The sequence below is a fragment of the Pseudomonas sp. SCA2728.1_7 genome (assembly GCF_018138145.1).
Classification (GTDB): Bacteria; Pseudomonadota; Gammaproteobacteria; order Pseudomonadales; family Pseudomonadaceae; genus Aquipseudomonas; species Aquipseudomonas koreensis_A.
Genome location: NZ_CP073104.1, coordinates 3113777 through 3129262 on the forward strand (window position 1 = coordinate 3113777; position 15486 = coordinate 3129262).

Below are 15486 nucleotides of genomic sequence, written 5' to 3' on the forward strand. Positions count from 1 at the left end.
AGCCTTGGATTGTTTTTATAGAAGACTTAAACCAGTGCGGCCTGATAGCGCGCAGCCACTTCAGGCCAATTGATCACGTTGTAGAACGCATTGATGTATTCCGGACGACGGTTCTGATAACGCAGGTAATAGGCGTGCTCCCAGACGTCGAGACCGAGAATCGGCGTGTTGCCATTCATCAAAGGGCTATCCTGGTTGCCGCTGCTTTCCACGATCAGTTTTTTCTCCGGGGTCACGCTGAGCCAGGCCCAGCCGCTACCAAATCGAGTCAGTGCGGCTTTGGTGAAGGATTCCTTGAAGCTGTCGAGGCCGCCCAGATGTTCATCGATGGCCTTGGCCAGCGCGCCATCCGGCTTGCCGCCACCGTTGGGCACCATCACTTCCCAGAACAGCGAATGGTTGGCGTGACCGCCGCCCTGATTGATCACTGCCGCACGGAGTTTTTCCGGCAGATCCTTAACGCTGGCGACCAGTTTTTCTACCGGCCACTCAGCGTATTCAGTGCCTTCTACAGCGGCGTTGAGATTGTTGATGTAGGTCTGGTGGTGCTTGGTGTAGTGAATCTCCATGGTCTGCGCATCGATATGCGGTTCGAGGGCGTCGTAGGCGTAAGGCAAGGCAGGCAAGGTAAAAGCCATTTCAATGGACTCCATGGTGATGTGGGGCAGGCGCACGGCGCGCATTGCCGGTATCCGGGTGCAGCAGGCGCTGGGTGCGCGGGTATTCGCCGTGTTCGCTGATGAAATTCAGCAGCTCGACGTAGGTCTTGCTGCTCTGGCGCAGCGCCGCTTCCCGCAACGCCAGGCGCTGACGTTCGTCCTGCATGGTCTGCAACAGTCGTTGATGGATCGCGCAGAGGTATTCGGCGCTCTCCTCCGGCTGGTTCAGGCGCAAGTGCAGATCCGCCAGGTTGTGGTGAGAAATGACGCAGGCCGCCACTGCTTCGTCGGCATCCGCCCAGCGTTCGAACAACACTTGCGCCAAGGCCAGGGCTTGCAGGTAAGCCTCACGGGCGTCGATCAATTCGCCGAGCATGAAGCAGCGATTGGCCCGTTCGATCGTGCGTTTCCAGTGCTCCATGGTGAGCCTCCAAAGCGGTTGCAGGTTTTACACGCCGCCGGCGGTGAGTTTCTCGGGATTGAGCAACTCTTCCAGCTGGCTGCGCGACAGGTCGGTATGTTCGAGGGCGACGTCGATCACCGCGCGACCTTCCTTGTAGGCCTGCTTGGCGATCTCAGCGGCTTTCTGGTAACCGATAATCGGGTTGAGCGCGGTGACCAGAATCGGGTTGCGCGACAACGCCTCTTTCAAGCGCGACTCGTTGACCTTGAAGCTGGCGATGGCTTTGTCGCCGAGCAGGCGGCTGGAGTTGGCCAGCAGTTCGATGCTGCTCAACAGGTTTTGCGCGATGATCGGCAGCATCACGTTGAGTTCGAAGTTGCCCGACTGGCCGGCAATGGTGATCACCGTGTCATTGCCGATCACTTGCGCGGCAACCATGGCGGTGGCTTCCGGGATCACCGGATTGACCTTGCCCGGCATGATCGACGAGCCCGGTTGCAGGGCTTCGAGTTCGATTTCGCCGAGGCCGGCGAGCGGGCCGGAGTTCATCCAGCGCAGGTCGTTGGCGATTTTCATCAGCGACACGGCGATAGCTTTTAGCTGACCGGAGACGGCGACGGCGGTGTCTTGCGAACCGATCAGCGCGAACAGATCCTTGCCCGGGGTGAACTGCACGTCGGTCAACTGGCTCAACTGACGGCTGAAACGCGCGGCGAACTCAGGATGTGCGTTGATCCCGGTGCCCACCGCCGTGCCGCCCTGCGCCAGCGATTGCAGACTCGGCAGCAAATCCTGCAGGTGGCCGATGTTGGCCTTGAGCTGTTGCGCCCAGCCATTGAGTACCTGGCTCATGCGCACTGGCATCGCGTCCATCAAATGCGTGCGGCCGGTTTTGACGTGGTGATGTACCTGCTCGGCTTTGTGCTCGATCACTTGCACCAGGTGCAGCAGCGCCGGCAGCAATTGTTCGTGCAGGGCCAGCGCGGCGCTGACGTGGATGGTGGTCGGGATGATGTCGTTACTGCTCTGGCCGCAGTTGACGTGATCATTGGCGTTGACCGGCTCGCCGAGCAAACGGCTAGCCAGGGTGGCGATCACTTCATTGGCGTTCATGTTGGAACTGGTGCCGGAACCGGTCTGGAAGATATCCACCGGGAAATGCCGCATGAAATCGCCTTCGAGCAAGCCTTGCGCGGCATCGCTGATGGCTTTGCCCTGCGCGGCTGTGATCTGGTTGAGTTCGACGTTGGCGCGGGCTGCAGCGGCTTTGGCGAGGATCAGCGCGCGGATGAATTGCGTCGGCATCGGCTTGCCGCTGATCGGGAAGTTATCCACTGCGCGCTGGGTTTGCGCGCCGTAGAGAGCGTCCACCGGCACCTGCAGTTCGCCCATGCTGTCGCGCTCAATACGTGTCTGAGGGTCTGCCATCAGTTATTTCCTATGTCGCGTTGTGTATGAAAGCGGGCCAGGCAAGGCGCAGTCCGCTGGTAATGGTTTTTCCCTTGCCAAGGACTGCAACGCAGTCTGGCCCGCTTTCAGACACAACCCGGAGGGCCGCGCCTGCTGTTGCGCAGGGCTGCGTTGCTCGGAGCTTATTTGGAACGACCAAACCTCACTCCTCGCGCCTTGCCCTGCGCAACAGCAGGCGCGGCGCGGCATAGGAAATAACTGATGGCAGACCCTACTCATCGGTAAATCCTTGGACTAATTCAATGAGAGGAATCGAGGGAAGCAGTTCGCAAGTGGCGAGCTGCCAGGTGTAGCGCTGCCAGCGGTTGAGCCGGCATTTGCACAGGGACAGGCGCTCCATTTCACGCAGCGGGCGCCAGGCTTGATCGAGACAGAGGCTGCGCCAGTGCCACGGCAAGGCGATGTCGGTGGCCGTGTCGAGCAGCAAACGGAAGGAAGTTTCAGCGATGGTCCAAGGAGAAGTTGCCGTACAACAGGCCAGATACCGGCCTTCGGCCAGATAGTGTTCGATCAGGCGCGGCTCGTCGGGATCCATCGCGCAACGGATCTGGCGACTCATCCAGCGCCAGCTTTCGAGGTACGGCTGCTCGTGCAAGGCAGAACTCATGATCCGGGCCCATCCGATAATGAGATTTATTATTAGATGATAATGAGAACCAAAACAAGAGTGCCTAGTTACACAGACTCCATTGTGGGAGCGAGCCTGCTCGCGAAGGCGTCCTGTCAGTCACCGCTGCGGTCGGCTGTTAAATCGCTTTCGCGAGCAGGCTCGCTCCCACAGGGTTTTGTGTGGAGCCAATAAAAAAGGCGCGCCACCCGATGGGGTGGCGCGCCTTTTTAGTTTTGACGAATGGGGTTTAGCTACCCGCCACCGTCATCCGTTCGATCAACACCGAACCTGTGCGAATGTTGCTACGCAGTTCCAGGTCATTACCCACGGCAACAATCTGCTTGAACATGTCGCGCATGTTGCCGGCGATGGTCACTTCCTGAACCGCAAACTGGATTTCGCCATTCTCGACCCAGAAACCTGCTGCACCACGCGAATAATCGCCGGTGACCATGTTCAAGCCATGGCCCATCAGTTCGGTGACCAGCAACCCGCGACCCATGCGCTTCAACAGCGCCGCCTGGTCTTCGTCGCCATGGGTGACGAACAGGTTGTGTACGCCACCCGCGTTAGCGGTGCTCGGCATACCCAGTTTGCGTCCGGAGTAAGTGCCGAGGATGTACGACACCAACTCGCCTTTTTCGACGAAAGGTTTGGCATACGTCGCCAGACCATCACCGTCGTACGAAGCACTGCCCATTGCGCGCATCAGGTGCGGACGCTCATCGATGGTCAGCCATTCCGGGAACAGCTTTTGCCCCAGAGTGCCTTCAAGAAACGACGATTTACGATACAGACTGCCGCCAGACACCGCCGAAAGGAAACTGCCAAACAGCCCCCCCGCCAGCTCTGCGGAAAACAGCACCGGCACCTCGCAGGTCGGCACTGGACGCGCGCCGAGACGGCTTGCCGCCCGTTGCGCAGCACGTTGACCGATGCTCACCGGATCGGCCAGCAATTCGCCCTGACGGCTCACGTCATACCAGTAATCACGCTGCATCTGGCCATCAGCTTCGGCGATCATCACGCAACTCAGGCTGTGCCGAGTCGAGGCATATCCACCGATAAAACCGTGGCTGTTGCCGTAAACGCGGCAGCCCTGATGGGTGCTGAGGGTGGTGCCATCGGCGTTCTTGATCCGCGCATCGGTATCGAATGCTGCCGCCTCACAGAGCAGAGCCTTCTCGATAGCTTGCTCCGGAGTGATGTCCCATTCATGGAACAGATCGAAATCCTGCTGCTCGCGGGCCATCAGCGCAGCGTCAGCCAGGCCCGAGGCTTCGTCTTCCGAGGTATGTTTGGCGATGGCCAGCGCCGCAGCAACGGTCTCGCGAATCGCATCCGGGCCGGTTGCCGAGGTGCTGGCCGAGCCTTTGCGCTGACCTACATACAGCGTGATGCCAAAGCCCTGATCGCGGTTGAATTCGACCGTTTCGACTTCGCGCTGACGCACTGAGGTCGACAGACCCTGCTCGAGCGACACGGCTACTTCGCAGGCGCTGGCGCCCTGACGCTTGGCTTCGGCGATGATCTGCTCGACTTGTTCCTGCAGTGCCGGCAATGCCTGCGGGCCGACGCTTTGAACTGCACTCATGCTCATCTCCACTCAAATTCTGCTTTCGGCTAGGGTCATCGAGCGACCGGGCCGGACAAGCGGCCCCCGACTGGTTATCATGGCGGCGTTTCTTTGCGGACTGCCACCATGGTTGATTCTTACGACGACTCCCTCGATACGGGAGAAAAAAGCAAATCTCAGGTCAAACGCGAGCTGCATGCTCTGGTTGACCTTGGCGAGCGCCTGACCACACTCAAGCCTGACTTGATCGCAAAACTGCCGCTGACCGACGCCATGCGCCGGGCTTTGGCCGATGCGCCCAAGCACACCGCGAACATCGCGCGTAAACGGCACTTGCAGTTCATCGGCAAACTGATGCGCGATCAGGACACTGACGCGATTCTGACCTTGCTCGATCAACTTGATGCCTCCACTCGCCAGTACAACGAGCGTTTCCACAATCTCGAACGCTGGCGTGATCGCCTGATCGCGGGCGACGATGCCGTGCTGGAAAAATTCGTCGTCGAGTACCCGGACGCCGATCGCCAGCAATTGCGTTCCCTGATCCGTCAGGCTCAGCACGAGGTTGCGCAAAACAAACCTCCTGCTTCCAGCCGCAAGATCTTCAAGTACATCCGTGAGCTGGACGAGACTCAACGCGGTCTGCGTTGATATTCGCCACCGGGTGGCCGCCCTGCGCGCCACCCGAAGCTCCACCTCTTCTTATGCGCCCGTGCCACCCACGGTGATCGCATCGATCTTCAACGTCGGCTGACCGACGCCTACCGGCACCGATTGCCCATCCTTGCCGCACGTGCCCACACCGCTGTCCAGCGCCAGATCATTACCGACCATCGACACCCGGCTCATCGCCTCGGGGCCGTTGCCGATCAACGTCGCGCCTTTGACCGGCGCAGTGATCTTGCCGTCTTCGATCAGGTACGCCTCGCTGGTGGAGAATACGAACTTGCCGCTGGTGATATCGACCTGACCGCCGCCGAGGTTGGCGCAGTAGATACCTTTCTTCACCGAAGCAATGATTTCCGCCGGATCGCTTTCGCCACCGAGCATGTAGGTGTTGGTCATACGCGGCATCGGCAGATGCGCATAGGACTCACGACGACCGTTACCGGTGCGGGCCACGCCCATCAGGCGCGCGTTGAGCTTGTCCTGCATGTAGCCCTTGAGTACGCCGTTTTCGATCAGCGTGGTGCACTCGGTCGGGGTGCCTTCGTCATCGACGCTGAGCGAACCGCGACGGCCGCTCAAGGTGCCGTCATCGACGATAGTGCAAAGTTTCGAGGCAACCATTTCACCCATGCGACCGCTGTAGGCGGAACTGCCCTTGCGGTTGAAATCGCCTTCCAGACCGTGGCCGACCGCCTCATGCAGCAGCACCCCAGACCAGCCCGAACCCAACACCACCGGCAACGTACCGGCCGGTGCCGGAATCGCTTCCAGATTCACCAACGCCTGGCGCAGCGCCTCACGGGCATAGCCCATGGCGCGGTCTTCGGCGAGGAAATAACGGTAATCGGTTCGCCCGCCGCCGCCATGCCCGCCACGCTCGCGGCGACCATTCTGTTCAACGATGACGCTGACGTTGAAGCGCACCAGTGGCCGCACATCCGCCGCCAGACCGCCGTCGGTCGACGCCACCAGAATCCGCTCCCACACACCCGCCATGCTGACGCTGACCTGCTGGATACGCGGATCGAGTGCGCGGGTAGCCACATCGATACGTTTGAGCAGTTCAACCTTCTCGGCGCGGCTCAGCACTTCCAGCGGGTTGTCCGGCGCGTACAGTTGCGCGACATCCTGCGTGGTGAACGCCTGCACCGTGCCGTTCTGACCCGCACGGGAGATCGAACGCGCGGCACGGGCCGCTGCGCCGAGGGCTTCGAGGGTGATCGCGTTACTGTAGGCGAAACCGGTTTTCTCACCGGACTGCGCGCGCACGCCGACACCCTGGTCGAGGTTGAAGCTGCCTTCCTTGACGATGCCGTCTTCCAGCGCCCAAGACTCGGAGATCTGGCCCTGGAAATACAGGTCGGCTGCATCGATGCCGGGGCCGGCCAGATCACCGAGCACGCCTTGCAGACTCTCGATCGTCACGCCGCCGGGCGCCAACAGGTGATCACTGACTGAGGACAACAACTCGCTCATAGGTTTACGCCTTAAATTCATGTTCTGAAGCAGGCCGCTGTGCGCCCTGCGAGAAAAACCGCCGATGACTGGTCACCGGCATTCGCGCCCTGATGGACGCTTGTTCATTGCTGTCGCGCTCGGCCAACAGCACCGCTTCACCTTGATCCTGACTCGCCAGGACGCGGCCCCACGGGTCGATAATCGCCGCGTGGCCAAAGGTTTCCCGCGGTCCCGGGTGGATCCCGCCCTGCGCGGCGGCCAGCACATAACATTGTGTCTCGATGGCCCGCGCGCGAATCAGCACATCCCAATGCGCTGCGCCGGTCACCGCAGTAAAGGCTGACGGTGCGGTAATCAGTTCAGCACCGGCAGCACGCAATTCGCTGTACAGCTCGGGAAAGCGCAAGTCGTAACACACGGTCAGGCCAAGTCGGCCCACCGGTGTATCCGCCACCACCACTCCACTGCCATAAGCATAGTCATCGGATTCGCGGTAACGGCCGCGATTGTCCGCCACATCGACATCGAACAGATGCAACTTGTCATAGCGGGCAACGATTTCGCCCTGATCATCGACCAGCAGCGAGCAGGCATTGGCCTTGGCCATCGGTTGATCCACTGGAGGCAAGGGCAAAGTACCGGCCACTATCCATAACTTGAGGTCGCGGGCGGTCTGTTTCAACCATGGCAGGATCGGTCCTTCGCCCATTGCTTCGGCGCGACCGATATCAGCGACGTCGCGACGGCCCATGGCAGCGAAATTTTCCGGTAGCACCGCGAGCTTCGCGCCGCCGGCAGCAGCCTGCTCGAGCAGGCGTCGGGCCTGAGCCAGATTGGCCAGCACGTCGCTCTGGCTGACCATTTGAATCACCGCTAAAGACATGGCGAACTCCGCAAGAGGTATGCGGCCATGCTACTCCATCGGTTCAGAGGCTGGCTGTTCAAAAAGGCTTGTCGAAGGTGATTTTCGGCTCTTTCCATGGGCCTTTGACGGTGTATTTCACACTGGCAAAGCGCGCCACACGATCACCGATGAGCTTGTCGATCAGGAACAGTGCGCCGCCAACCGCTGGTGCGCCGACGATCAACGCTGCGATCGGCAGGTTGTTGGTCACCGGCAAGGTCACCAACAATTTGGCGTCGACCTTGTCGCCGACCAGATCCAGAGTGCCGTCCAGCTCAAGGTTGCTCGAAGGGCCGGTCAGGCGAATCGGCTCACGGGTGACATACACACCATTGTTTGCCACCAGCAAGCCTTTGACCCGGTCGTAGCTCAAGCCTTTGCCGAACAGATCGGAGAAGTCCAGACGCAAACGGCGGCCGATCGAGTTGAAGTTGAGCAGACCGAACACCCGCAACGCCTGGGCGCCGCCCTCCACTTCAACAAACTGGCCTTTGTTCAGCGACGCATCGAGGGTGCCGGAGAAGCGCTTGGTCGCCAGCCATGCCGGCGAGCCCGGCCAACGGCCATCGACGTCCATGTGAAATTCTTCGCTGGTCACGCTCGGGGCAAAGCCCCAGCCCTTGAGGACATCAGCGAGGTTCTTGCCGCCAATACGGCCCTTGAACCAGCTGTTGGTCGCACCCGGCGTGCCTTCCCAACCGCCGTTACCCTGCAACAGGATGCCTTTGAGGCCCATGTCGAGGTTGTTCAGGGCGATGCCTTTGGCAGTCGGGCGCACCTTCAGCGACCAGCCGCCGACCAGATCCGGGCCGAGGAACAGTTGATTGATGGTGATATCCAGTGCCGGAATTTTCGTCGGATCGACCGATACCAACGGATCCGGCGAATTCTCGTCAGCCTGCACCGTCGGGTCCGGCGCCGGCAGTTTCACGTATTGCAGATTGACCGCAATCGGCACGCCCTTGGCGTCTGGCAGGCTTGCCGAACCTTTGGCCTGCTGGCTGTCGAGCGCCAGATTCCACGCGCCCGGCTTGCGATTGACCTGAACCGACGCCTGATCCAGCGTGGTTCCGAACGCGGTGAGCTTGCCGACCTTGAAATCAGCACTGTTGAGCAATTGCTTGGCGCTGCCGCCCGGATCCTGCCCAGCGTATTTGTTCACCAGGTCCTGCCACGGCGCGACGTCCAGCTCCGAGAGCACCCCGCGAATCCGCAGGCCTTTGGCACCCGGCAGCACGGCTTCGTCGGCACCGAGGAACAGCTCGCCACGGCCCTCGGCAAAATTGCTCGGCGGCGCGGCAAAAGTGAAATTGGCCAGTTGGTCGTAATTGACCCAGTAACGCCGCTCCTGCCCCTGCAAGGTCATGCGGAACACGGTATCGCGCCCGACATCTGCCGCCATGCCGAACGGCGCTGGCAGATCCACCGCCACACCTTTCATGCTGGAACTGACCAGCAACTGGCTGTCGGCGCCGTCCAGATTCAACTGCAGCTGATACGGAATCGTCCCGGACACTGGCAATGGCTGCGTCACGCCCAGCCAGTCGGTGAGTTTCTTCACCTCGACCTGCCCGGATGCCGCGACCCGGGTCTTGAGCTTGCCGGGACTGCCGTCGGCGAAGATCTGCGCAGTGACCGGTTTATCGAAGGCACGCGCGGCGATGTTCTGCCCGCTGAGACCTTTGGCGCTGTCAAAGCGGAAATCACCCTTGAGCTGGGTCAGCTCAAGTTTCGGCTCGGCCAGCTTGAGGCGCGCATTGGCGGTTTTGAAGTCGACGAGAATTTTCGGTTGGTCGCCGCCCTTGTCCAATGGGATATCGAGCTTGAGCTTGCCTTGCAGATCGCCCGCGCCTTCCCAACCGGCGAAGGTTTCACCGGTGCCGATCGGTGCGTCCTGCAGAATTTTCAGGCCATCACCGAGGCCGCCGGCAAAGCCGCCATCGAGATACATGTGCGTGTGTTGCCCGGCCGGTACGTGGGGAATATTGACGAAGACATCGCTGACCTGAGTGTCGAGCAACTGGCCCTTGTCAGCCCAGATCCGCACGCCACTGTCTTCGATGAACACGTCGCCACTGACCTTGCTCACGTGCGGCCAGCCTGGCTGGAAGGCCAGTTCAGCGTCGTGCACCTTAAAGAACAGACTGATGCTGCGATCGGCCTCCCCGGCGTTCTTGCTCAGCGAGCCCTGATACTGGAAGAAACCCTGATCGACCGCGCCTTTGAGAATCGCCGTACGCAGCCACTCGTCGAGCGCCGGGCTCAACACTTCGGGCAGGTATTTGGCCGTATAGCGACCATCGCCATCGACCAGACCGACCCGCAGGTCCATGTAGTCTTCCTGGCTATGATCGAAATGCAGGCGAATCAGGAAATCGCCGGCAATCTTGCCCTCCTCGCCGAGCACCTTCAGGTACGGGGCGATCAGGGTGAAGCCGTCTTTATCGAGTTTCCAGGTCAGGCGTGCGTTGGCCTGGAGGTACTGCCATGGCTTGGCGAAAATCGGATCGAGGTGCAGGACAAAATCCTTGCTGTCCATGCGCAACTCGCCACCGTCGAGGTTGCCACTGAGGCTGCCGCTGACGTTTCGAGCTGCCGGGGCGCCGTGATAGGCGTCGAAACCGACGTTATCCAGGTTGGTGGCGAAGCTGAATTTGTTGCCATCGGTGGCGTTGGGGCGAAAATCCAGCAGCACGTTACGCAGGCCACCGGTGACATTCAAATGATCAACGGCCGTGGCGAATCCTTGCGGCAGCGGCCCCAAGGCGTTCAGTAGTGGAGTGATCGGGGTCAGATCGAGGCGATCCGCCTGCAAGTGCCAGAGCTCGTCCACCTTGTCGGTCGCGCGCGTCTGCTTCAGCTGTACATGCGACTCCCAACGGTTTTCACCGAAACTCATCGCCAGCGAATCGAGGGTAACGGTCGCGCCCGCCGCACTGTTCTCGTAGTAGGCGTTTAGCGCCAGATTATTGATCTGGATCGGCTTGCGATCGGCGTAAGCGCCGGTCAGTTGCGGCGCGTTCAAACGGAGCGCCGCACTTTGCAGCGTGCCCTTGGCCCAATTGACCCAGAGTTCGCCGCCGGCCTTGATCTCGGAAAAATTCCATTGTTGGGTCAGACGCTCCGGCAGCCACTTCGACCAGTCGCTTTGCGGCAGGCTGGCATACCCCTCCACCACACTGTCCTGCCATTGCTCCGGGCGAATTCGCGTGCGCAGACTCAACGCAACGGGCTGGCCATCGGGCAAGGTCAAACGCGCATCGAGCCGTTGACGGCTGGCGCCGGTTTTCAGATTGAGGCCGACATAGGTGAGCGTCAGCGGCGCGTGATCCTGCGGCTGCAAGGTCACCTGACTGTCGAGCACCGACAGTTGTTGAATCATCTGCGAGCGCTTGAACAGTTGCTGCGGATCGAGCGGCTGATCGTTCTGCACCGGCAGACCTTCCAGCGCCCAAGTGCCGTCTTCGGCCTCCTTGAGGCTGATTTTCAGGCCGTTGAGTTCGAGATGGGCAATGCGCACTTCACGCGCCAACAGACTGGCCCAGAGATCCGGCACCGCCCGCACCCGATCCAGACGCAGCGCATTGGCGCCGTCGCCGACCATCACATCATGGGCCAGCAGGATCGGTGCGAAACCGCTCCAGTTGCCTTCCAGCTCGCCGATCTGCAACGGCATACCTAGGGCGGCGCTGGCCTTGTCTTCGATGTCAGCGCGGTATTCAGCCACCAACGGCGTCAGCTCACGGCCGAGACTGACGTACAACGCCATCAACACCAGAACCAACGCGCACAGGCCCAGCCCCCAACGGGTGAGTGCGGCCAGAATGCGTGTCAGACGCTCCATGTCAGTTGGCTCCCATGGCAAAAATACTGCGAAAAGCTGAGGCCAGCCGCGGTGGAATTAACGTGACGCAGGGGATCAGAGCAGCACCACGTCATATTGTTCCTGGGAATACATGGTTTCCACCTGGAAGCGTATGGTGCGCCCGATAAAACCTTCAAGCTCGGCAACGTTACCGGATTCTTCGTCGAGCAAGCGGTCGACGACTTTCTGGTTCGCCAGCACCCGGTAACCCTCGGCCTGATAGGCCCGCGCTTCACGGAGGATCTCGCGGAAGATCTCGTAACAGATGGTTTCCGCGGTTTTCAGTTTGCCGCGCCCCTGACAACTGCTGCACGGTTCGCACAGCACTTGCTCGAGACTTTCACGGGTGCGCTTGCGGGTCATCTGCACCAGGCCCAACTCGGTGATGCCGATGATGTTGGTCTTGGCGTGATCGCGCTCCAGCTGTTTTTCCAGAGTGCGCAGCACCTGGCGCTGGTGCTCTTCATCTTCCATGTCGATGAAGTCGATGATGATGATCCCGCCCAGATTGCGCAGGCGCATCTGCCGGGCAATCGCGGTAGCCGCTTCGAGATTGGTCTTGAAGATGGTTTCTTCGAGGTTGCGATGGCCGACGAACGCGCCAGTATTCACATCGATGGTGGTCATGGCTTCCGCCGGATCGACCACTAGATAACCGCCGGATTTCAGCGGCACTTTGCGTTCGAGGGCTTTCTGGATTTCGTCTTCGACGCCGTACAGGTCGAAAATTGGTCGCTCACCTGGGTAGTGTTCCAGACGATCGGCTATCTCCGGCATCAGTTCGGCGACGAACTGTGTGGTTTTCTGGAAGGTTTCCCGGGAATCGATGCGGATCTTCTCGATCTTCGGGTTGACCAGATCACGCAGCGTACGCAACGCCAGACCGAGGTCCTCGTAAATCACGCTCGGCGCGGAGATGGTTTTGATCTGTTCGTTGATCTGGTCCCACAGGCGACGCAGGTAACGGATGTCCATGAGGATTTCATCGGCGCCAGCGCCTTCGGCGGCGGTACGCAGAATAAACCCGCCGGCCTCCTTGATACCTTCTTTGGCCACGCAATCGCTGACCACCTGTTTGAGGCGTTCGCGTTCGGCTTCGTCTTCGATTTTCAGCGAGATGCCGACGTGGGCGGTGCGTGGCATGTACACCAGATAGCGCGACGGGATCGACAGCTGCGTAGTCAACCGCGCGCCTTTCGAGCCGATCGGATCTTTGGTGACCTGCACCACCAGGCTCTGGCCTTCATGCACCAGCGCGCTGATGCTTTCCACCGCTGGGCCTTCACGCAGAGAGATTTCCGCCGCATGAATGAATGCCGCGCGATCCAGGCCGATGTCGACGAATGCTGCCTGCATACCCGGCAGCACGCGAACAATCTTGCCTTTATAAATGTTGCCGACGATCCCGCGTTTTTGCGTGCGCTCAACGTGGACTTCTTGCAGCACACCGTTTTCGACCACCGCCACGCGCGACTCCATCGGCGTGATGTTGATCAGAATCTCTTCACTCATGGCAGGATCTCGTTCAGGCGTGTTCACGATAATGGCCGCATCTGGATTCGTACGACGCTTATTGCGCGTTCAGGTTTTGCCAACAGGGTATGCCGAAATGGCCTAACAGTTCTGCGGTTTCGCAAACCGGCAAGCCGACCACTGCCGAGTAACTGCCATTGAGGCCGGCGACAAACACCGCGCCGAGCCCTTGAATGCCATAACCGCCGGCCTTGTCCCGCGGCTCGCCACTGGCCCAATAGGCGGCGGCTTCATCCCCGCTGATAGGCCGGAACCGCACCAGACTGCGCACCACCCGCGACTCACAGCGCTCGCCTTCCAGCACAGCGATAGCGGTCAGGACTTCATGCTCCTTGCCAGACAACATCATCAGCATGGCGCATGCATCGGCTTCGTCCACCGGTTTGCCAAGAATTTTGCCGTCAAGCACCACGGCGGTGTCGGCACCCAGCACGCAGAATGGCTGAGCGGGCACGATTGTGCGCCGCCCGGCCTCGGCTTTGCCGCGCGCCAGACGCTCGACGTAGGCCGACGGCGATTCTTCGGGCAATGGAGTTTCGTCGATATCCGCACTGATGGCGGAGAACGCAACGCCGATCTGCGTGAGCAATTCACGGCGGCGCGGCGATCCGGAGGCGAGGTAAAGCGGCTTCATCAAAACATCTCCCTGTTCAGTGCCCAGCTTCACCGGCTCAATTGATTTTGTAGCGTCGGCGCAATCCGCGTAGGGCAAAGCTGACCCAAGGCCAGAGCAAGGCGCTCACCAGTGCTGGTAGAACCAGCGCCAGGGTGGGTTGACGGTTACCGGTCAAGGCACTGAGCCACAACTGCACCAGTTGCGCGAGGCCGAAAATCACTAGGATCACCAGGCATTGCTGCCACATCGGAAACATCCGCAGGCGTTGTTGCAATGACAGCACGAGGAAAGTGATCAGCGTCAGGATCAACGCGTTCTGCCCCAGCAGCGTGCCGTAGAGCACATCTTCAGCCAGGCCCAGACAGAACGCCGTGACCATGCCGACCGTTTGCGGCATGTACAGCGCCCAGAATGTCAGGAGCAGTGCCAGCCACAGCGGACGCAGGATTTCCATGAATTGCGGCAACGGCGAGACACTGAGCAACATGCCGATGAGAAACGTCAGCCAGACAATCCAGCCGTTTCGCGATGCGGTAGCCCCGACCATTATTCTTGTCTCCCGGTTGTCGCCGGCGCACTGACGGGCGGTTTTGCCGCAGGTCGTGCAGCGGGCTGGGCAGCTGGAGGTTTGCTGGCCGCCGGCGTCGCTGCCGGTGGTTTGGCCGCTGCTGGCGGTTTGCTTGCTGCGGGTTTGACCGGTGTGGTGCTGGTGGCAGCGGCCGGTGCGGCAGGCGTTGCTGGCGTCGTCGCAGCCGCTGCAGGCGGTGTCACGGTTTTCGGCACAGTGGCCGGAACAATCGGGCCGCCGCCAAAGGCATCAAGATTTTCCTGGGCTTGCGCGACATCGTTGGCGCGCTCTTCGGCGGTGCGGTTGTCGCTGAATACCAATAGCAGGTAACGGCTGCGATTGAGTGCGGCCGTCGGCACGGCGCGGACGATCGCGAACGGCTGACCGGAATCGTGAATGACTTCCTTCACCGTGGCCACCGGGTAACCGGCCGGGAAGCGCTGGCCAAGCCCGGAGCTGACCAGCAGATCGCCTTCCTTGATATCTGCCGTGTCGGCGACGTGACGCAATTCCAGACGTTCCGGGTTACCGGTGCCGCTGGCAATCGCACGCAAGCCGTTGCGGTTCACCTGTACAGGAATGCTGTGAGTGGTGTCGGTCAGCAGCAGTACACGCGAGGTGTACGGCATCAACTCGACCACCTGGCCCATCAAGCCGCGCGCATCGAGCACCGGTTGACCCAGCACCACGCCATCGCGCTCACCTTTATTGATGATGATGCGATGGGTGAAGGGGTTGGGGTCCATGCCGATCAACTCGGCCACTTCGACCTTTTCATTGACCAGCGCAGAGGAGTTGAGCAACTCGCGCAGCCGAACGTTCTGCTCGGTCAGTGCAGCAAGCTTTTGCATGCGGCCCTGATACAGCAGATTTTCGGTCTTGAGTTTTTCGTTTTCGGCGACCAGTTCGGTGCGACTGCCGAACTGACTGGCAATCCCTTCCCACAGCCGTCCGGGCAGGTCAGTGATCCAGTAGGCGTCCATCAACACCAGCGACGCTTGTTTGCGCGCGGGCTTGAGCAGGTCGAAGCGGGCATCGACCACCATCAGCGCGACCGACAGCACGGCCAGCACCAGCAGGCGCACACCCAACGAAGGGCCTTTGGCGAAAAGCGGTTTAATAAGCCGCTCCTCCCAGGCAAATGTTCTGTTTATT

General features: G+C 60.5%; 13 protein-coding genes. 1 reads left to right on the top strand and 12 read right to left on the bottom strand.

Going from position 1 to position 15486, the window contains the following annotated elements:
* Positions 1-26: 26 nt before the first annotated feature.
* From KBP52_RS14040 to pmbA, 5 genes are all read right to left on the bottom strand, one after another.
* On the bottom strand, positions 27-638 hold the full coding sequence (locus tag KBP52_RS14040) for a superoxide dismutase (RefSeq protein ID WP_116029474.1): 612 nt from the start codon (positions 636-638) through the stop codon (positions 27-29).
* 1 nt (position 639) lies between these two features.
* Positions 640-1080 (bottom strand): hypothetical protein, encoded by a 441-nt coding sequence (locus KBP52_RS14045; protein WP_016984162.1) that lies wholly within the window; start codon positions 1078-1080, stop codon positions 640-642.
* Positions 1081-1107: 27 nt separating this feature from the next.
* Positions 1108-2490, bottom strand: a complete 1383-nt coding sequence (locus KBP52_RS14050) for a class II fumarate hydratase (RefSeq protein WP_212622977.1) — start codon at positions 2488-2490, stop codon at positions 1108-1110.
* A 253-nt stretch (positions 2491-2743) separates the two neighbouring features.
* Positions 2744-3139, bottom strand: coding sequence for a FagA protein (locus tag KBP52_RS14055; RefSeq protein ID WP_077571124.1), 396 nt, complete (start codon positions 3137-3139; stop codon positions 2744-2746).
* A gap of 250 nt (positions 3140-3389) precedes the next feature.
* Positions 3390-4742 carry a metalloprotease PmbA gene (gene pmbA, locus KBP52_RS14060; RefSeq protein WP_185057880.1) on the bottom strand — a complete coding sequence of 451 codons (1353 nt, stop codon included), beginning with the start codon at positions 4740-4742 and terminating at the stop codon, positions 3390-3392.
* Between the two features lie 102 nt (positions 4743-4844).
* Between pmbA and yjgA the strand changes: the two genes are divergently transcribed.
* Positions 4845-5369 carry a ribosome biogenesis factor YjgA gene (gene yjgA / locus KBP52_RS14065; protein WP_007915377.1) on the top strand — a complete coding sequence of 175 codons (525 nt, stop codon included), beginning with the start codon at positions 4845-4847 and terminating at the stop codon, positions 5367-5369.
* Between the two features lie 51 nt (positions 5370-5420).
* On the opposite strand, the gene tldD is transcribed toward yjgA, so the two are convergent.
* The 7 genes from tldD to mreC all read right to left on the bottom strand — a co-directional run bounded on the left by tldD (position 5421) and on the right by mreC (position 15452).
* Complete coding sequence (tldD, locus tag KBP52_RS14070) at positions 5421-6863, bottom strand: metalloprotease TldD (RefSeq protein WP_034154473.1); 1443 nt, start codon at positions 6861-6863, stop codon at positions 5421-5423.
* A gap of 4 nt (positions 6864-6867) precedes the next feature.
* Positions 6868-7728, bottom strand: coding sequence for a carbon-nitrogen hydrolase family protein (locus KBP52_RS14075; RefSeq protein WP_212622978.1), 861 nt, complete (start codon positions 7726-7728; stop codon positions 6868-6870).
* Between the two features lie 58 nt (positions 7729-7786).
* Entirely contained in the window at positions 7787-11593 is a 3807-nt protein-coding gene (locus KBP52_RS14080; RefSeq protein WP_212622979.1) for a YhdP family protein, read from the bottom strand.
* Positions 11594-11668: 75 nt separating this feature from the next.
* The gene (gene rng, locus KBP52_RS14085) at positions 11669-13126 is read right to left on the bottom strand and encodes a ribonuclease G (protein ID WP_034154470.1); all 1458 of its coding nucleotides are present in this window, start codon (positions 13124-13126) and stop codon (positions 11669-11671) included.
* 58 nt (positions 13127-13184) lie between these two features.
* Positions 13185-13781 carry a Maf family protein gene (locus KBP52_RS14090; RefSeq protein ID WP_116029468.1) on the bottom strand — a complete coding sequence of 199 codons (597 nt, stop codon included), beginning with the start codon at positions 13779-13781 and terminating at the stop codon, positions 13185-13187.
* Positions 13782-13818: 37 nt separating this feature from the next.
* A complete protein-coding gene (mreD, locus tag KBP52_RS14095; protein WP_077571118.1) occupies positions 13819-14310 on the bottom strand; it encodes a rod shape-determining protein MreD in 492 nt (163 codons plus the stop codon).
* Complete coding sequence (mreC, locus tag KBP52_RS14100; RefSeq protein WP_077571116.1) at positions 14310-15452, bottom strand: rod shape-determining protein MreC; 1143 nt, start codon at positions 15450-15452, stop codon at positions 14310-14312. The genes mreD and mreC overlap by 1 nt, the downstream gene beginning before the upstream one ends.
* Positions 15453-15486 lie beyond the last annotated feature (34 nt).